Source organism: Bradyrhizobium sp. S3.7.6, assembly GCF_054061875.1.
Map to the genome: position 1 here is coordinate 4,013,000 of NZ_JBSSEQ010000001.1, position 15,906 is coordinate 4,028,905.

General features: G+C 60.6%; 22 protein-coding genes. 6 read left to right on the forward strand and 16 right to left on the reverse strand.

Features of this window, described 5'->3' with window-relative positions; genetic code table 11:
• The first annotated feature begins 70 nt into the window (after positions 1-70).
• From ACVJ5M_RS19040 to ACVJ5M_RS19055, 4 genes are read left to right on the forward strand one after another with little or no spacing between them, the layout of a single operon-like run.
• Complete coding sequence (locus ACVJ5M_RS19040) at positions 71-574, forward strand: hypothetical protein (RefSeq protein ID WP_354076476.1); 504 nt, start codon at positions 71-73, stop codon at positions 572-574.
• A 52-nt stretch (positions 575-626) separates the two neighbouring features.
• Positions 627-824 (forward strand): hypothetical protein, encoded by a 198-nt coding sequence (locus tag ACVJ5M_RS19045; protein ID WP_085401672.1) that lies wholly within the window; start codon positions 627-629, stop codon positions 822-824.
• Complete coding sequence (locus ACVJ5M_RS19050; RefSeq protein WP_085401673.1) at positions 821-1,072, forward strand: hypothetical protein; 252 nt, start codon at positions 821-823, stop codon at positions 1,070-1,072. Before ACVJ5M_RS19045 ends, ACVJ5M_RS19050 begins: the two co-directional genes overlap by 4 nt.
• Positions 1,073-1,086: 14 nt before the next feature.
• Positions 1,087-1,443 (forward strand): DUF6876 family protein, encoded by a 357-nt coding sequence (locus ACVJ5M_RS19055; RefSeq protein ID WP_354076479.1) that lies wholly within the window; start codon positions 1,087-1,089, stop codon positions 1,441-1,443.
• A gap of 90 nt (positions 1,444-1,533) precedes the next feature.
• Here ACVJ5M_RS19055 and ACVJ5M_RS19060 read toward each other — a convergent pair whose 3' ends face one another.
• From ACVJ5M_RS19060 to ACVJ5M_RS19090, 7 genes are all read right to left on the reverse strand, one after another.
• On the reverse strand, positions 1,534-3,048 hold the full coding sequence (locus tag ACVJ5M_RS19060) for a CYTH and CHAD domain-containing protein (RefSeq protein WP_456679371.1): 1,515 nt from the start codon (positions 3,046-3,048) through the stop codon (positions 1,534-1,536).
• A gap of 97 nt (positions 3,049-3,145) precedes the next feature.
• Positions 3,146-3,307: a hypothetical protein gene (locus tag ACVJ5M_RS19065; RefSeq protein WP_354076482.1), complete on the reverse strand. Its 162-nt coding sequence runs from the start codon at positions 3,305-3,307 to the stop codon at positions 3,146-3,148.
• A 579-nt stretch (positions 3,308-3,886) separates the two neighbouring features.
• Entirely contained in the window at positions 3,887-4,237 is a 351-nt protein-coding gene (locus tag ACVJ5M_RS19070) for a hypothetical protein (RefSeq protein WP_354076484.1), read from the reverse strand.
• Positions 4,234-5,133 carry a hypothetical protein gene (locus ACVJ5M_RS19075; protein ID WP_085401677.1) on the reverse strand — a complete coding sequence of 300 codons (900 nt, stop codon included), beginning with the start codon at positions 5,131-5,133 and terminating at the stop codon, positions 4,234-4,236. Before ACVJ5M_RS19075 ends, ACVJ5M_RS19070 begins: the two co-directional genes overlap by 4 nt.
• Positions 5,126-5,968, reverse strand: a complete 843-nt coding sequence (locus ACVJ5M_RS19080; RefSeq protein ID WP_354076487.1) for a ParB/Srx family N-terminal domain-containing protein — start codon at positions 5,966-5,968, stop codon at positions 5,126-5,128. The genes ACVJ5M_RS19075 and ACVJ5M_RS19080 overlap by 8 nt, the downstream gene beginning before the upstream one ends.
• A 221-nt stretch (positions 5,969-6,189) precedes the next feature.
• The gene (locus ACVJ5M_RS19085) at positions 6,190-6,561 is read right to left on the reverse strand and encodes a response regulator transcription factor (RefSeq protein ID WP_354100275.1); all 372 of its coding nucleotides are present in this window, start codon (positions 6,559-6,561) and stop codon (positions 6,190-6,192) included.
• 627 nt (positions 6,562-7,188) lie between these two features.
• Positions 7,189-7,596, reverse strand: a complete 408-nt coding sequence (locus tag ACVJ5M_RS19090) for a response regulator (RefSeq protein WP_245344102.1) — start codon at positions 7,594-7,596, stop codon at positions 7,189-7,191.
• 437 nt (positions 7,597-8,033) lie between these two features.
• Here ACVJ5M_RS19090 and ACVJ5M_RS19095 point away from each other — a divergent pair, with 437 nt between their 5' ends.
• Positions 8,034-8,738, forward strand: coding sequence for a Crp/Fnr family transcriptional regulator (locus ACVJ5M_RS19095; RefSeq protein WP_201266185.1), 705 nt, complete (start codon positions 8,034-8,036; stop codon positions 8,736-8,738).
• Between the two features lie 129 nt (positions 8,739-8,867).
• Here the strand turns inward: ACVJ5M_RS19095 and ACVJ5M_RS19100 are convergent, their stop codons facing one another.
• On the reverse strand, positions 8,868-9,230 hold the full coding sequence (locus tag ACVJ5M_RS19100; protein ID WP_354076491.1) for a hypothetical protein: 363 nt from the start codon (positions 9,228-9,230) through the stop codon (positions 8,868-8,870).
• A 195-nt stretch (positions 9,231-9,425) separates the two neighbouring features.
• Here ACVJ5M_RS19100 and ACVJ5M_RS19105 point away from each other — a divergent pair, with 195 nt between their 5' ends.
• Positions 9,426-9,644, forward strand: coding sequence for a hypothetical protein (locus ACVJ5M_RS19105; RefSeq protein WP_085398713.1), 219 nt, complete (start codon positions 9,426-9,428; stop codon positions 9,642-9,644).
• Positions 9,645-10,351: 707 nt separating this feature from the next.
• Here ACVJ5M_RS19105 and ACVJ5M_RS19110 read toward each other — a convergent pair.
• The 8 genes from ACVJ5M_RS19110 to ACVJ5M_RS19145 are packed head-to-tail and all read right to left on the reverse strand — an operon-like array spanning position 10,352 to position 15,306.
• Positions 10,352-10,942 carry a hypothetical protein gene (locus tag ACVJ5M_RS19110; RefSeq protein ID WP_354076493.1) on the reverse strand — a complete coding sequence of 197 codons (591 nt, stop codon included), beginning with the start codon at positions 10,940-10,942 and terminating at the stop codon, positions 10,352-10,354.
• A 5-nt stretch (positions 10,943-10,947) separates the two neighbouring features.
• Entirely contained in the window at positions 10,948-11,142 is a 195-nt protein-coding gene (locus ACVJ5M_RS19115; RefSeq protein WP_354076495.1) for a hypothetical protein, read from the reverse strand.
• A complete protein-coding gene (locus tag ACVJ5M_RS19120) occupies positions 11,139-11,456 on the reverse strand; it encodes a hypothetical protein (protein ID WP_085398710.1) in 318 nt (105 codons plus the stop codon). Before ACVJ5M_RS19120 ends, ACVJ5M_RS19115 begins: the two co-directional genes overlap by 4 nt.
• A gap of 30 nt (positions 11,457-11,486) precedes the next feature.
• A complete protein-coding gene (locus ACVJ5M_RS19125; RefSeq protein WP_354076586.1) occupies positions 11,487-13,043 on the reverse strand; it encodes an AAA family ATPase in 1,557 nt (518 codons plus the stop codon).
• A 2-nt stretch (positions 13,044-13,045) separates the two neighbouring features.
• A complete protein-coding gene (locus tag ACVJ5M_RS19130; RefSeq protein ID WP_161495749.1) occupies positions 13,046-13,570 on the reverse strand; it encodes a hypothetical protein in 525 nt (174 codons plus the stop codon).
• A 5-nt stretch (positions 13,571-13,575) separates the two neighbouring features.
• Positions 13,576-14,097, reverse strand: coding sequence for a hypothetical protein (locus ACVJ5M_RS19135; RefSeq protein WP_085398708.1), 522 nt, complete (start codon positions 14,095-14,097; stop codon positions 13,576-13,578).
• Entirely contained in the window at positions 14,087-14,929 is an 843-nt protein-coding gene (locus tag ACVJ5M_RS19140) for a ParB/RepB/Spo0J family partition protein (protein ID WP_354076498.1), read from the reverse strand. The genes ACVJ5M_RS19135 and ACVJ5M_RS19140 overlap by 11 nt, the downstream gene beginning before the upstream one ends.
• Positions 14,929-15,306, reverse strand: coding sequence for a hypothetical protein (locus tag ACVJ5M_RS19145; protein ID WP_085398706.1), 378 nt, complete (start codon positions 15,304-15,306; stop codon positions 14,929-14,931). Before ACVJ5M_RS19145 ends, ACVJ5M_RS19140 begins: the two co-directional genes overlap by 1 nt.
• Positions 15,307-15,906 lie beyond the last annotated feature (600 nt).

Here is a 15,906-nt window from a genome sequence, read left to right on the forward strand (position 1 = left end):
CATAGCCATCTAGCGTCCCGGCTGGCGAGCAATTCCGCGCGCCCGGATAATCCGAAAAAAGGACTGACCAATGGACTTCGAAACCAGCAAAGAGCCCGTCTCCGTCACCAGCGAAAATGGCGACGCCCTGGTCCCCGGCACGGAAGCACGCGCCGCCGCCGATAAGGAAGCGAAGGCAACCGGCAAGCCGGTGACCATCCGACACGCAGTCACCGACAAGGTGCTCGCGACCGTGAAGCCGCCGAAGGCCAAGGTTGTGAAGAAGGCGGCGGCGAAGAAGAAAACGAAGCCAGCGAAGAAGGCCACGGCAGCGCCCGCTAAGAAGAAGAAGGCCGCCGCGACCAAGCGCGACAGCGACAACCCCAGCGGGATGACCGCTGAGCTTGTGAAGCTAGCACTGCGCGCGAGCGGCGTCACGCCCGCCCAGCTCAATGAGCATTCCAAGTGGAAGGGCGCACCGTGGAAATGGTTCTTCTCTAATCCGAAGAAGACCGGTGTCGCTGATCGCTTTGGCTACAAGCTGAAGGTCGAGCGCGATGGTCGCGCCGTGACCTACTTCCTGACCGCGAAGTAAACAAAACAAACTGTGCAAGGACAAACACCAACGACACGCGACCAACATCACCATGGCAAAATTCAAACTTGAGTTCACAGCCGACAATGCGGCGTTCGATGACCAGCCCGCGACCGAGATTGCGCGCATCCTGCGCAAGGTCGCTGACGTGGTCGTGCAGAACGGCGATTTAGACGGCATCGTTGTGGACATGAACGGCAACGTAGTCGGCTCCTACAGCCTGACGAAGGCGAAGGGGGTGCGGCGATGAGCGGCTACCGCCTCATGAGAAGCGACTGCGATCGCCTCGGGGTTCGCGAATGCGAACTGCACAAGTACTCGGCCGAGGCTTCCACCCTCGGCATCCGTGTCGGCGAGTGGCCGACGCGGATCGAGACCGACCTGGGCAACGGGATGCCCTTCATTCTGAGCCACTCCAAATCGCAACACGGCGACTTGCTGTGGGTGACCTGCAGCCAAGCGAACGGCTGCATCTCTCTTCGCATCTACAACGACTGAAAAGGAAATTCGCAATGTCGAAACTAACTCACGCCGATCTCAGGCAGTTCACCGGCAGCGAGCAGGTGTTCCGCCACAGCCTTATGCGCAGCATGACCTACACCGAAGGCGTGCAATATCTCGCCGAGAGCGGCGGCGCCTATTGGCTGATCGACAAGGTGGCCTGCTTGCAGCTCGAACCGAAGGTGAAAGCCGAGGACTTCCAATCGTGGAAGCTGAAGGTCGCCCAGGATCGGACCGCCGTGCTGACCTGCGATGACGGCAACGGCAACATTGTCCATTCCGAACGGCTCGACTGGACTGACTTCCCGCTCGATGAAGTCGATCTGTGGGTCGAGGGCAACGTGATCCTACTGCCGAGCGAGCACTAAGATGAAATGGATCGTTATCGCCGCCTGTCCTGTAGGGCCGGTGAATAACCCCGGCCAGATACTGGCCATTATGTGTATGTTAAGCACATGTTACGCGGCCTTCTGCAATCGCTTCCCTGCTGCAAGTGCCTTCGTCAGCACGTCGCTTGCGGAAGTCTCCTCGCGGCCGGTGAGGCAGCCAATCGCGAATGCCATTTTTGCCGCTTTGCCGGCGCTGGCGAACTCGCGAGCCCGCTCTAGGTGCACGCGCATGTCGTTGAGTATGCCGAGCTCGCTCTGAAGTTCTTTCAGGGCACGGTCGAGCTTACGCCCGGCTTTGCGGCCATCGCAACAGAGCGTCGCGAAGAATTCACGACCATATCGCACCTTTTTCACTGCAATCCGAAGTTTGTGACGCTTGCGCCAATCGAGCCGCTCAAGCTTGCGCCCCCGCTTGCTAACCTTGCGGATGCGGCGCGCGAGTTCGTCCTGCGCGAACGCACGCGCCGGGCGCTTCCTCAGCGCTTGCGTCAACGCATCGATATCGTTGCGCCAGTCACCATCAAGCAGCCACAACGCGCAATCCAGCAATAGGCTGCGGAAACGCTCGCTTTCAGCCGCCGCTCTTGCAGTCGCAAAACCGGCACTGCGTGTTCTCTCGAGATCGTGCTCCAGGATCTCGAACTCTTGCCGGTCCGGATGCTCGGCGCGATATGGCGTCAGCGTTTTGCTGACGAACACATCGAAATCGCGCGCGGGACCGAGCTGTTCGGTAAGCCATTTCAGCTCTCGTTTCAGTCCCTTCACCTTGCGGTCATGCAGCATATCCTTGAACAACGATAGCGCCGCGCGCATCCGTCTCAAACCCACCCGCATCTGGTGAATGCCTTCAGGCTCCCCGTTCCGTACCGCGCCCTCGTTGCCCGCGATCTGGTGGAGACAGGCCAAGCCGACCGTGGCAAAGGCGTCTGCGACTGTGGCCTGTCGCGCTATCATGACCGGCTCAGCGAAGACAGGAGCATCCAGCGCGCCGTCGAGCAACGCATAGCCTAGCTCCGCCTTGGCGCGAACCGACAGCGTGACGGGTGCGATTTGCGCGAGTTTTCTCGCAAGCCGAGCGAGTTCGCTGCGATCACCATGTTTCAATTCGATCTCGATTTCGGCGAGGTCGAGCTTCGCATCCGCCGTGACCACGCAGCCTTGATCGAAGGCTAGCTCGATATCGCTGTCGCCAATATGCAAGGGAATGACGACGCGCTCCACGCGCGTCTCAAATATGGGCTTCAGCTGTTTCGTCAGCTTGGCCGTCAGGAGCGGCGCGAGCGCGGTGTCGCGGGCCAACTCCAGTTTGGGCTCGTCGCGGTCAATCTCCGTTTCCCATTCCTCGCGGGCGACCAGCGCGCTGGAGTTGGCTTTAATGGTCTGCAGCCGCTGTGCACCGGCCTTACGTACCCGCAGGCTGATGTCATGTTCGCGGAGTACGAAATCATTGGTATCAAAATATACCGAGGTGAGCTCTTGCTTGCGGCTGACATCGTTGGCCTGCTTCTTCAGCCACGGCAGCGCCATCGCCTGCTGCAGACCGCGCTTGGACGTGGCGAGCTTGAGTTCAATTTCCGCGCCCACGGTTCCTTCTCCTTACGATGTATCCAACTTAAACGGCCTTAATCTCTCAAAGCTCTGGTAAGGCTGGACCGTCAGCCGCCACTAGGCGGCCTCCGGGCTAGTGAATATTGTTCAGTGGAAGTCGCAGCTCTGCGGCGCGCTCCTCTCGGTCCTTCTTACGGAACTCATTTTCCCGACGCTCGAAATCGAGCAATTCCTTTCGAGCCTCCTCTAAAAGGCGGTCACGCAGTACCAGCGTCATTTGTGTGCGTTCAGTCATTGCTTACCCCGTCCGCTGTGCCCCAGCGTATGGCAAAACTGGAGCTCCAAAAAGGTTCATTGGTGGAAGATTACGAATTTATGACGGCATCACCCGTCGAATGGCGCGCCTCTGATTGTCCTATTGGAGCGTCGGTTCGACCAGGACGAGTGACCCAAGCATCCTTTGGTCTCCAAAAATGGGTTTGTCCGCAGCGCGGACATTTGAGAGGAATTGCAATATCGGGCAAGGTTTCAAAAACGACAGTCTCAGCGCCCAATCCGGTCGGACGGGCTGCCCCGCGATAGGACAGTGGATCAAAATATCTGGCATACGAATACTCTGTGAAAATCTTGCGCAGCTTACCGCTCGCTGCGGCTCCCACAACAAGCGTTGAGGGTCATTCGCTCGGTTCGGCCCTGAGCCGGTGACTTCCGGTCTACCCCGATCAACAGACTTCGCCAGACCGGCCCGCAGGTCTCAAGGAAAGCCCCGCTTCGGCGGGGGGTTTTATTATCTCTTGCCTCTTCCGCCCGCGATAAGCCCTGCGCTGCTTGCGGAGCTTATTCTCGCGGCGCGTGCTTCCGTTTTTGTGTTTGCTCATGCGGGTGCGACCTCGACCTGAGCGCCGCACTCGCCGTCTTCCGAGACGATGACGCTGACGGGCCGCTGATAGTGTTCAACGAGCGCGCTGCCGAGTTCACGGCCCAGCATCTCGCACGAATGCGAACCGAAATGTCCGTTGACACTAAAGCCCTCGAAGATGACGCGCGCCTCGTCCTGCAGATCGTGGAATTCGACCTCGCGATCGTCGTGCGCGACCTGCATGCGCACCTCGACGTGGAATAGATGGCGATGCCGATCAGCGAGATACGATCGCCCGGCGGGTGCGCCTGCCCAGCGATGGAAGCCCGCGAAGGTGAACCGGACAAAGATCGTGGCATCGCTCATGTAAGTGCTCCTGTCGGGTCAGCGCCGACCGCCTGCCGTGCTTCCTCGACGATCTGCTTCATTGTGCGCGTGACGAAATGCGCCTCATAGCCACACATGGTGCGAGCTGCCTCGTGGCCCATGGGTGCGCTGATAGGTTCGCTCGGCTGATAGTTGAAGCCAGAGCCGACATGCCAGCATCGCTTGTTGGCGACCGTGGCGAAGTGACGTCCCCAGCGAACGGCGGCGAGCCATGTCGAGCTGTCGCACGAATTGAGCGGCCATGCCGTGGTGAGTTCCGACGCGGTGAGGCCGAGCGCGTGTATCCAGAGCTTGGGATATTTGCGCCGCCGCTCCCAGGCGGTGGCGATCAAGCGCCGCCGGGTCTCCATGTCTGCCTGGACGACGTTGCCGAAGCAGATGCGATCGTACCGCTCGGCGAGGTAATCGAAGTAATCCCATCCGTCATTGAATGGGTGATAGACCGGGATCGGGCGCAGGCCCATCTCTTCGAGCTTGGTGCGGGTGTGGATTTTGTTGTCGCGCCCGCCCTGGTCGATCTCGATATAGCCCCAGACCCGATCGCCGATGCGGCGTGCAATCGCGACGTACCGGTCGAACAGTTGCGTGAAGTCGTCGATGTCGTCCGGCGCGAGGGACAATGCGCGGTCCATCGACATGCGGTGCGCGTGCGCGTGCCGGGTGGAGAGATTGTAGACCCCGCTGTCGATGAAGATGTCGGTCCCGGCTTCGATGAAGGTGTCGAGCATGCCGAAATGCTCGTCGGCGTGGATCTCATTGACGGCGACCAGCAGGTGCCGGTTGACGCGGTAGGCATGGGCGAGCGTCTTGGGCTCACTGGCGATGAAATAGATGGGCCATGCCTCCGGGTCCCAATTGCCGCCGGTCCTAATCATTGGTGATCCTGACGACGGAACCCGTGCCGTGAATGTCCTCGTACCGGTCGACGATGTGGCCAGCGGTGTACTGGTCCGGCTGCACCAGCAACAGATCATACTTGTCGGCCTTCTCGCCGAAGGCGACGAACGGCCCAGGATAGGGGCAAAAGATGGTGGTGCCGGTCAGCAATGGTTTCCAGCGCTCCCATTCGACCATGACGCCGCAGCACAAGAGGTGATGACGGCGGCCCAGGCGATAATGGTCGCCGCGCTCGATGGAGTGGCGGGGATCGGCGATCGTGATCTCCAGCCGGGCGAGGAGGTCGCCTCGATTGTCGATCGTGCCCTGCAACGGATCGACCAATTGCTCGTCGTGAAACTGCCGGGCGGCGAGCATGCTGCCCAAATCCTTGTCGGAGAAGCCCAGGCGGTCGATCGGCATGTCGGTGAGCCGCAACGCCTCGACCTCCAGCTTCACAAGGTCGAGGTTCCACGTCGCCAGCTCGGGCAAACGGTTATCGACCAGCGCGTATGCGCGGATCATGGCTTCGGTCCAGCCGCATGCGACGATGACCGGCACCTCAAGCAAGTCCAGATGCTTCGCGGCGTCGAGCCTGCCGTGCCCTGCGATGATGGTGTCGTCCTCGGTGACGAGCAGCGGGACGGTGAAGCCGAATTGCGAGATCGACGCGGCGATCTGCTCGATCTGTGCGTCGGAGTGCAGCCGCGCATTGCGAGGCGATGGGATCAGCTCGTTGACCCTGCGTGTTTCGATGGTCCAGGCGGGGCCGCGAGCAGTTTTGACGCGTTCATCCATTAAGGTTTTCCCCGTTTTAGTGGAACGAAACCCCAAAAATCAAAATATGCGGAAAGCCTGCGATCCCCGGGAAGGCCGCTGAGATGCCCGAACTCCGGGCCGCGTCTGTAGCACAGGCACTGGAAAAACTCATGGGCCGGCGTGGCGGCCTCGCTTGCGCGGCTGGCCCAGTGCCCGGTAGCCGCGCGCAGGGCGGGCCGCTGGAGGGCTTTCCTGCGGCTTTGGCGGTGGCCGTGTCGATCACGCTGGCGACGTGCCTATGAGGCGACGGAAGCTCTCTTCAGCGGTTCTATCAACTCATGCGTTGAAAATGGCTTTGTCAAAAAGGCGATGCATCCAGAGCCGAGCGCTGCTTGGCGAACGGCAGGGTTCTCATTGCCTGTGATGAAGATAACCGGCACGGATACGCCTGCGGTTTTCAAATCACATCTCAGATCGATGCCTGATCCGTCCGGCAGGTCGATGTCCAGGATAACGCAAGCCGCCTTCTCGATGGCGGGGTAGCTTCTGAAAGCCTCCCCGGATGAAAACGTGATGGGTTCGTAGGTGTGCGCTCGAAGGAGCCGCTGTACAGCCTTCAGCATTCCAGGGTCGTCATCCACGACTAGAACGATTTTTTGATCCTGCATCCCTGACTGTCACCGACGTGTCTCGGAGCCGAAAAAATTCGCCTGCGAATTGGCAACTCGGCAATATGGACTAATGACTTGCGGACAGGAAACCCTGCAAAGAAAAAGTATCTTGGAAATAAAACCCTCAGCGGCTGGGTGGGCAATCCTTTCTATGAGCTAGCCGCACCACGAAGCGGTCGCCGCTCCAAAGTTCAACATCATAGCCGTCGACTAGCTGCTTTGCCCAAACGATCGCGTCTTCGTCGCTTGCGCACACGAACGCGCGGTACGCGGTGAAATGGCCATCATGGCCGACCGTAAAGGCCCGATACTCGTTCACTTGGGTGGCTGTAGTCCGGGCGACGAAAGCCAGTCGCTGATGCGCGCGGCGGTTTCGGCCTGTCTCGCCCGACGTATCAAGTCATCGCGCCTGAAGCCTGGGGGCGTGCCCTTAGCCTCTTTACGTAGGCACTTTGCGAGGTCTTCAAGGCGCTGGTCCAGTGGCGTTTCTTGCTTAAAACGGCGTCTCTCCATGACGCGCTCCTTTCCCCATTTTTGGTGAAGGGCGAGGAGATTAACGCTTGTTTGGAAGGGCCGTCTGTCCGGTACCCGACCAGGCCACTGCCATTTTCAAACTAGGGCCAGCTATTCGTTGGCGACCCACTCTTCCAGAATACCGATCAGGTGCGACGGATCGTAAGGCTTGTGCAGGTACCGACCGCCCGCCGGCATGTCGTCATCGCGCAACCTGACCTGGCCGGAGGTGACAATGATCTTAACCTTCGGCCACCGGATGCTGATCAGATGGGCGAGTTTAAGACCGTCGATTGAGCCGGGCATCTGGACATCGGTGACGACAGCCCACACGTCACTTCGCGTTTCCAGTATTGAAATGGCCTCTACGGCACTCCCGGCCTCGACCGCGCTGAAGCCGGTCTCGTCGATCACCGAGACGGTCGTCCAACGAAACAATATCTCGTCCTCGACGACGAGCACGGCAGGTCGACCGCATGCTTCTCGCTGCATCATTTGACGCCTGTTTTTGTTGGGCATGAGACCCACGCCCTCGATGGGTGCGCCTCACCCATTTGTTATGTCGGATACCGGACAAAGTCGGTGCCTACGGGCGAACTTATGGGCCGACAATTCGTTCCGAAGTAATTGGGTGCAAAAGCAGGACTTCAGCGCTTATTTGACGAACCGTATCAGTCACGGTGACCAATCCGCGCGTGAAGACTGATCCCGACAGCGTCCGATATCGGACAAATAGCGCGACCGGGATGCGTAATAGTCCGACGGCATCGTCCGAATGTGCTATATTTTCGCTGCCTGCATACAAAGGTGCGGATGTCTCCTCAAATGCAGGTACCGGACCGACAAGGGCATTGTGCCGATCATAGTATCAGCCATTCCCGCGGAGCGCCCCCTCGGAGCGCGCATTCCATCCCCTGCGGTATCAGCGCCCGACCGATCGGGCCGGAAAGCCGCTCTTGCACACGCCTACGGCCAGCTCGCTGGACAACAAGTTGCTCGCCAAATTGCCGCGCAGGGATTTCGACATCTTAGCCGCGCATTTGACGCATGTGTCATTGCCGCAGGGCGAGGTCATCTACGAAGTAGGCGACGAGGTCGATCATATCTACTTTCCCAGTGGCGGAATGTTTTCACTGCTCGCCGTGATGCGAGATGGCAAAGCCATCGAAACCGCGACTGTGGGCCGCGAGGGCGTGGTCGGGGCTATGGCCGGATTGGGTCTCTATAGGTCGCTGGTTCGAGCGGTGGTCCAATTGCCGCTTCTCGCAAGCAGGATACCCGCTTCGGCGTTCCGGCGCGTCGTCGGCGCGAGCGACGCGGTTCGCGATCTATGTATCCGCTATAATGAGGTCATGCTGACCCAGGCGCGGACCACCGCTGCGTGCAACGCCCTGCATCCGATCGAAGAGCGCTTTTGCCGCTGGCTGCTGCAGTCATCCGATCGGGCCGCAAGCGATACCGTGACACTGACGCAGGAGTTACTGGCCGAGATGCTTGGAGTGCGCAGAACCTCCGTTACGGACGTCGCAGGCAAAATTCAGGATAAAGGCGTCATCACCTACGCACGCGGGGTTATCACGATCCTGGATCGCGCCCAGCTGGAACGGCTTTCCTGTGAGTGCTACGCGACGCTCGTCGAGCAAGAAGCAACGCTCACTTAGGTCCGATGTAATCCGCCTTGGGTTAAAGGGCTCACTTCCGCATGTTGGCTTGTAACCCTCACCCGGATCGCATCTTCGATGCGCTCCGGCCTCTCCCCGCAAGCGGGGAGAGGCGAACGAAGCATCAGCCTATTTGGGCCTGACCGTCGGGTCGCCGCCGGGGCTGCCGGGGGGCGGGATGACCGGCATGGCACCGTCCGTAGAGGGGGCCGGAGCGTGCATGTCGGGGTCGACGCCCGAGGGCGGGCAGAGCACGCCGTCGGACTTGGCCAGTTTGTCGCCGAGCGGTTCCCGGGATTGGCCGGTGGTGGTGCCGTCGGGCGCGGTGGCGCGGTTCGGGCGGTCCTGCGGCATGCAATTGGCGGCGTGCTGGGCCGATGGCGGCGCGGTCGCTTGCGGCGGTGTCGCGGGCGCGGGCGGGGCCTGCGCGATCGCGCTGCCTGAGGCCGCGATCAGGAGGCTGGCCAAGATGATGTTTGATGTCGTGCGCATGGGAGGGAAACGTCTCCGGCCATGCGGAGGTTCCGACCGACGCACGGCGAATTGAAGCGCGGGAAACGAGACGCCTTGCGCGGACGCAAAAGGGATGCGCCACGCAATCGCCAATTCAGGAACCACATTTTGCGCGCCGCATTATTCGTCGGTCATTCATCCTAAGGAGAAACCTATTGTCCTAAGGAGCAACCTATGAAGAAGTTTATCACCGTCACCGCGTTCGCGCTCATGTGCGGCACAGCCTTTGCCCAAAACACTGGCCCCGCTCCGCAGACCGGCATGGAGAAACCCGGAGCGACGGACGGCGCCAAGCCAGATGGTTCGATGGATACGACCGGCATGAGCACAGCCAAGGGCAATATCAAAAGGGACAAGGACGGTGCACCGGCTCCGAAGGACGAGAAGAAGTAAGCCGAGTACACGCCGTCATCGCGGGGGGTCCTCTAGAGGGAAAGAGATCGGGGACCGCGCGACCCCGCCGTATGAAGATTTTGCAATTCATGATGCCGCGCCCCGTTGGCCCCACATCCAGCCTGCGTGAGAGATGGTACGAAAAGAAATTCGAAAATCAAAAACCACAAATATCCTCAAAGTGCGCAGTCGCGCGGTCCCCGCACTTGCCCCTGGCCCCCGAGGGACCCGGAAATCGAATAGGGGCGTCCGTGGTGCGCGTTCGGGCAGTGCGTCGTGTCACTGCACCCCATCCCATTCAGCCTCTGCCTGACGCGCGCTGCGTGCCCTGCTGCGCATCTGATCCGTCGTCCTCCGATCGATCGGGCGTGCAGCACATTATTGATCCATTTGTACTCGTAGCCATCCATGGTCGGGCCAGGGCAGCCGCATTCCGCATAGTCGATCCCGCACAGCGGGAGTTGCCATCCTCGTCGCAATCTTCAGAGAACACGACCCGCTGCCAGCTCGTCATCGACGCACCTTCAACATGCCGCGCTTGGTGCCGACGTAGCGGACAGCGGGCGCATCCTGCACGAGGTGCTTGCGCTTTCGGTTCTGCTTCTGCTTGGCTTCGATCCGCCTTTCGTCGGCGCATGGGGCGCAATAGCGCCTTGTACTGCTGACGCCAGCGCCGCACCGTGCGCATGCTCTCAGGTGCGGCACGTTCAACGCCTCCGGGTTGCCATCGCCTTTGCGACTGCAAGCGGGATGTTCCTCTCCAATTCACGCTGCATCGACACGGCGAAGTCCTCATAGAACGGCACGCGCTTTGGCACGTTGGTCTGGTGCTTCAGCACATAGAGCAGGCGCAGGCGGCCCTTCTTGTCCTTGGCATACAGCACGTCACCCTTGCGCACGGCGGTCGGCAGGTTCTTGGGGCGCAAGCGGGCAGGCACACCACGTGAACCCTTCGGCACTGAGCTGACCGGCACGGCGAGGCTCGACCCGCCATGCGGCGTTCGCATGTCGCCCTTGGCCTGCATCTGCAGGTTACCGCGATCCAGCTTGTCGTATATCTCGACCGCCAGGGACTGCTTGCTTGCCCGTGCATCCCGCGTGGTGAGCGATGCGGCGATGAAGGATGCGTTGCGCTGCTTCACATGCGTCGGCCACGTCGCCCTGATCAGCAGGTTTCGGGTCACGTCAGCGGAGCGGTTCATGGCAAGCGACAGTGCATAGGGCAGTTGGTCGGCGACGCCCTCGATGCTCTTGGCCTGCTGCAAGAGTTGGTCGTAGTCGAACTCAATCTTGAACACGGTGCTCACTCCCTCAAAAGAATTGCCGCGCGCTTGATCACCTCGCCGGGGCGCTTCTCCGCGCGCGCCATCAGGATGCCCCACACAATCCGCCGGACGTGCCAGCGTCCATTGCCCTGCTTTGAGCAGAGCGCCCAGCACCCATGATTGCTGGCGCGTTTGTATTCCGGCGGCTTGATGATGGCGTCCAGTTCGCTCATCGGTCGCGCTTCCTGATGGTGATGCTGAGCAGATCGCCGCTCTCGATTGCGGGCTTGTCCTTGCCGATCCACAGCGCCAGCCCAAGCCGCTTGATCACCAGCCACCAGCCCAATGAGACCAGCTCGTACTCCATCTGGCTCTCGACCCTGGCGTTGCCGACCTTGGCGGCGTCATAAGCGCGGCGAAACCGCTCCTCGACGCTGGTGGCGACCTCCTCGAACTCGAATTCGCTGAGAGCGTCGATGTTCTGCCTTATTCCGTTAGAGGGCGCGTTAGACGCCGTTACAGCGGGATCGCAAATGTCTGTGCTCATTGCATTTTCTCCGCGTTAGCTCGCATATTTTCACCCGCCCATGCCGTTCACCGGCTTGCCTGTCGCCCACCAGAACGGCTTCTGGATGCCGATGATGCCTGCATCCCGCAGCTTGTCGCCCGCGCGCTTGAACGCGCCGCGAAAGCGATTGTCAGCGGCTTCCTCATCGGTGTCGCTATCGACCACCTTGGCTCGCATGGCGGTGCGGATATGGGCGACATCGACCACCTTGCTGATCGCGGCGGGGAGCGGGAAGGGCGGTGCGACGCCGTAGTCGCCCAGCGCATCGTAGAGCGCGTGCATCAGCAGCAGCTCGTTGGCGCTGCCGTTGTAGCCGCCGCGCGCGGTGGACTGGCTGGTCTCGAACGGGATCACCACGCATGAGGTCTCCTCGTTGCCCCATTTGTTGCGCCCGACCGTGACCACGGGCAGGGTAAACTCCCAGCGAAGGCCCGCCTTGCCCTCGCGCTGCTTGCGCACCGTGGCGCGGTGGATATTGCCGCCGGTCGGCGTCCGCTTGTCAGTAACGATCTCGAATTCGACCGTCGTCTCAAAGTCGGCGGTCAGCGATGAGTGACCGCGCGGGGTTGCTCCCCCCTTAGGCTTGTGGTGAACGAGGCAGATTGCCGCGTCGAACTTCTCCTGCAGAACGACCAGCCGCTTGCGCACCATCGACACGTCCTGGCTGGCGTTCTCGTTCATGCCGGGGGCGAGCGCCGAAAGGGTGTCGAGCACGATCAGCACCAGCTTTTGCGAATAGGTCTTGGAGACGGTGATGATCTCCTCGATCAGCGCGAGCACATCGGCATCACTGGCAAAAAAGTCTGGCCGCTTGGTGCAGAGATAGAACGGGATATCAGCGTCTTGCGGCAGATTGTGCTCGATGGAATAGGCGAGCTTGCGCTTGCCGAACCCCTTGCCAGCTTCCGCGGCGACATAGATCACAAGGCCCGGCTCGGTGTTCTTGCCGTTCCATTTCAGCCCGCGCGCGACCGCCATGGCCATATCGAAGGTGCCGAATGATTTGCCAGACCCGCTGTCGCCAAAGATCAGGCTGATCTCGCCCATCGGGAAGATGTCCTCGATCAGCCACGTATAGCCGGAGGCGTGCCCGAGCGTGGCAATCTCCTCCCAGCGCAGCCCGCCGAAGCGCGAGACGAACGGCTGCCGCCAGTCGATGTCGTAGGCTTCCCCGGTCTTGCGGCGCTCGCTGATCTGCTGCAGATGGTCCGCGACATCGTACAGATCGTTACTGGTGTCGGCGTCGGCGATCAGATGCGCGACATAGCGCCCGACCGTCAGCCCATCGCCAATCAGCGCATCCTTGCCGCCGAGCTTGGCGTTGATCGCATCGATGCTGACCTCGCCGCCGTTGCCATGCGCGCTGAACAGGCACTCCAATATCTGCCGGTTGAACGGGTCGATCAGATCCGCTGGCCGCACGATCTCGACCACCTTGTCGACGGCCTGCGGCTTCAATAGCAGCGCGCCCAAGAGCTGTTCTTCCGCATGGCGGTCACTGAGCGGTTGCCCGCCTGCATCGTACAGGTCGCGGTTGTCCTCGGCTTCGAAGTTGCCATGCTGCATGTTCACGCCGACCGTCCGAACAATGGGGTTGGGACAAGCGCAAGTTTTGGGTTGAGAAGCGAGCACTGGTAATGCCACGTCGCCAGGGCGTCGGCCTCGTTGTCGTCGCTTACGGGCCAGCCCATCGCGATACATTGACGGACGACAAGGGGCTTCGCCTGGGCGCGCTTCGGGTTGCTGCCGATGAAGTGGTTGCGCACGTCGCTCGTGCTGGCCTTGCGGATGTCGTAAATGCCGCGAAGGTATGCGACCGCGCCGATCACGGCGGGCAACCCATAGAGCAGCGTCGTGGTGTTGGTGTTGCTGGTCTTGAACGAGGTCGGCATCGGCGCTTCCCACACCACAATACGCGGATCGTATTCGTTGAGGATGCCGTTAAGCCATCGCACCGCACCCGCGAAGATCGCCTCATGCGATGCGCCCGCTGATGCGAAGCGGTGCGACCCATGCGCGGGCTTGCCGCCCGGCTCGCCAACGGCCCAGCCAGAAACAGATGCAAGGTCGAGCGCAAGCACGGACGCGGGCATGGGCGCTACACCGGTTCGGTCTCGGGCTGATCCACTGGTTCTGACTTTACGAAGCCGAACACCTGGGTCTCGACGTCGTTGAGCGTTTCATGATGAGGGAGCCAAGCGCGCTTGCGTGAATTGATATATTCCTTGCGAATGCCGTGCTTTTTCAGCACGACATCGAGCGCCGCATCCTGCAACCGATCCCAAGCGTAAAATTCCGTTCGCGAAAGATTTTGAAGCGGGACGCGCGTGCCGTCGCCGAACGCGCACGGCAAGTCAGGGACATAAACGAAGGTGCTGTCGGACTTTTCGACATCCCGTTCTGCGGCGGCGCGCTTCTGATCGTCCCACCGGGCGACCACGTCGTGCGCCATCATATCGAAATCGACCAGCGGATCACCATCTGCCGCAGCCTTGATCAGTCGCTCCTTCAGCGCGACCTTGATCTGCGTCAGGTTATAGCGGCCGTTCTCTGCCAAAATGGGGTCGGCGATCCTGTCGCATGTACGATAGAGCCGCGCGAACTTCATCTTATTCGCCATGAGTGCCCCCCCGCTGGGCATGCGAGATGAGCAGTGCCAAGGTCTCGGACATCTGCTTCATTTCGGCGGTTGCTTGGGTCACATCGAACAGAGCGGCGATCTGCTCGGCGCGAGTTTCGGCGTCGAGGTTGTCCTGCACGAAGAAGTCGAGCGTCCGCGCCATCTCCTCGGCGACCAGCTTGCGTTGTCGGATCAGGCTGTCAGCCCGTTCCTTTGCTGCAGCGGTAGCCTCGTCGAGCTTCATCCGTGCCTCGGCGACAAGATCAGCCAGATCAGGGGCAGCGTTGCGAAGCTGATCGAGTTTTGCTTCCTCGGTGCTGGCGGCATCCGCCCGCTTCTTGGCTTCCTTGACGCCCTCCGAGATGATGGTGCTGCCGTTCTGAACGTTATCGACGAGGTCCGGTGCCCATTCGAGGATGAGGCGGGCGTCGGCCACCCGCTGCGAGGTGACGCCTGTAAATTCCCCAAATTTGGGGATTTTATTTCCGCGACCACGGGTGCCCTGTGTCGGATAAATCCGGGCATACGCCATCGCGCGCTGGCCCGCCGTCATGTGGCGGCGGGCGATGTTGCTCGACAGGATGAACGCCTTGGGATCGTGGCCGTTGAGTTCGGCGAACCTCGGCTCGACGCCTGCGATCTCGCAGGCCTCGTAACGGTTGCGGCCATCGACGATGACCTCCTTGGTCTTGCCGTCAGCAACCTCGATCTTGCCGATGACAATCGGGTGGACAAGGCCATGCGCTTTGATGTCTGCCGCCAGATTGGCAAGGTCGTCGGCGGACATCATCGGGAAAATCGCGGCGTCGGGATGTGCTTCGATCTTCCGCATCACGCACCCGTCCGATGGATGTTGCCCCCGTCAGCCCGTGCGAGCGCCGCACTGCCCAACGGCGTGTCGGCGAATTCGCCCAGCTTCTCGGACAGCATTTCGTATTCGGAGCGCTCGTCGTCTTCGAGGTCGGCGGTGATGCGGTCGATCTTGCGCCCGAGATCGCGCTCCTTGATCTTTTTCTTCAGCAGTTTCTTGCTGATGCCCTGGTCGCTGGCGTGATCGTAGGCATCAGCCTTGATCTTGCGAATGGTCTTGCACTTCGACATGTAGGCCATCTTCTCGGCCATCAGATCGGCGTCGAGCTTTTCGATCTGGTCGACGGCTTCCTGCACGTGCTCGGTTGATGGTTCGTTCGTGGTGGCTGGGCTCGCCATGTTGGCTCCTTTGATAGATGGCATCGCGGCACAGCAGTGGCGCGCGCGCTCAATGCGCGCTCCGAACAACTCGGGCATTTCATCGAAGGTGGTTGGCTGTGCAGTCGCTATTGTTGGCGCAGGCGCGAAAGCCCGGTCAAGCAGAAAAAAAAGTTTCGAGCGCGATCTGCGTCAAGCGACTTTACTCGCTGCACTGCGAGCGCACGATGTTGCCGCATTCCGTTAGCCAACGTCCGTTAGGCGATTTATTTTCGATGATCGCCGAAGCGGCTGGCACGCTTCGTGCTACGCGCGGCTTAAGAAATATATCTATTACCTATTAGGGAGCGCTTCGGCGCGACCTCCCTTGTTGCTCGTGATTTACTTTCCGTTCGCCGTCGCGTTACGCGGCGCGTTAGATCGCGTTCGCTGAAAATAATTTCGCCAGCGTAAACCTGCTTGACGCGACAGCCCGATTTTTTTGGTTCATATTTTTCTCACAGGGCGGATCGAGACCTACCGCCTGCGTCTCGGGACAATCAACAACACGCGCAGCGTGAACTGGCGGAATAGCGCTGACGCGCCTTCACACAGGGTGCTTTGCTATGTCGGACCAATCGA

Bases quoted from the DNA above. Each gene is read 5' to 3' on its own strand.
- ACVJ5M_RS19075 (WP_085401677.1), bottom strand. From the start codon at position 5,133: ATGATTAGGACCGGCGGCAATTGGGACCCGGAGGCATGGCCCATCTAT.
- ACVJ5M_RS19085 (WP_354100275.1), bottom strand. From the start codon at position 6,561: ATGCAGGATCAAAAAATCGTTCTAGTCGTGGATGACGACCCTGGAATG.
- ACVJ5M_RS19135 (WP_085398708.1), bottom strand. From the start codon at position 14,097: ATGGCGAATAAGATGAAGTTCGCGCGGCTCTATCGTACATGCGACAGG.
- ACVJ5M_RS19055 (WP_354076479.1), top strand. From the start codon at position 1,087: ATGTCGAAACTAACTCACGCCGATCTCAGGCAGTTCACCGGCAGCGAG.
- ACVJ5M_RS19115 (WP_354076495.1), bottom strand. From the start codon at position 11,142: ATGAGCGAACTGGACGCCATCATCAAGCCGCCGGAATACAAACGCGCC.
- ACVJ5M_RS19070 (WP_354076484.1), bottom strand. From the start codon at position 4,237: ATGAGCGATGCCACGATCTTTGTCCGGTTCACCTTCGCGGGCTTCCAT.
- ACVJ5M_RS19130 (WP_161495749.1), bottom strand. From the start codon at position 13,570: ATGCCCGCGTCCGTGCTTGCGCTCGACCTTGCATCTGTTTCTGGCTGG.
- ACVJ5M_RS19125 (WP_354076586.1), bottom strand. From the start codon at position 13,043: ATGCAGCATGGCAACTTCGAAGCCGAGGACAACCGCGACCTGTACGAT.
- ACVJ5M_RS19040 (WP_354076476.1), top strand. From the start codon at position 71: ATGGACTTCGAAACCAGCAAAGAGCCCGTCTCCGTCACCAGCGAAAAT.
- ACVJ5M_RS19100 (WP_354076491.1), bottom strand. From the start codon at position 9,230: ATGCGCACGACATCAAACATCATCTTGGCCAGCCTCCTGATCGCGGCC.
- ACVJ5M_RS19140 (WP_354076498.1), bottom strand. From the start codon at position 14,929: ATGCGGAAGATCGAAGCACATCCCGACGCCGCGATTTTCCCGATGATG.
- ACVJ5M_RS19065 (WP_354076482.1), bottom strand. From the start codon at position 3,307: ATGACTGAACGCACACAAATGACGCTGGTACTGCGTGACCGCCTTTTA.
- ACVJ5M_RS19090 (WP_245344102.1), bottom strand. From the start codon at position 7,596: ATGCCCAACAAAAACAGGCGTCAAATGATGCAGCGAGAAGCATGCGGT.
- ACVJ5M_RS19050 (WP_085401673.1), top strand. From the start codon at position 821: ATGAGCGGCTACCGCCTCATGAGAAGCGACTGCGATCGCCTCGGGGTT.
- ACVJ5M_RS19105 (WP_085398713.1), top strand. From the start codon at position 9,426: ATGAAGAAGTTTATCACCGTCACCGCGTTCGCGCTCATGTGCGGCACA.
- ACVJ5M_RS19145 (WP_085398706.1), bottom strand. From the start codon at position 15,306: ATGGCGAGCCCAGCCACCACGAACGAACCATCAACCGAGCACGTGCAG.
- ACVJ5M_RS19120 (WP_085398710.1), bottom strand. From the start codon at position 11,456: ATGAGCACAGACATTTGCGATCCCGCTGTAACGGCGTCTAACGCGCCC.
- ACVJ5M_RS19045 (WP_085401672.1), top strand. From the start codon at position 627: ATGGCAAAATTCAAACTTGAGTTCACAGCCGACAATGCGGCGTTCGAT.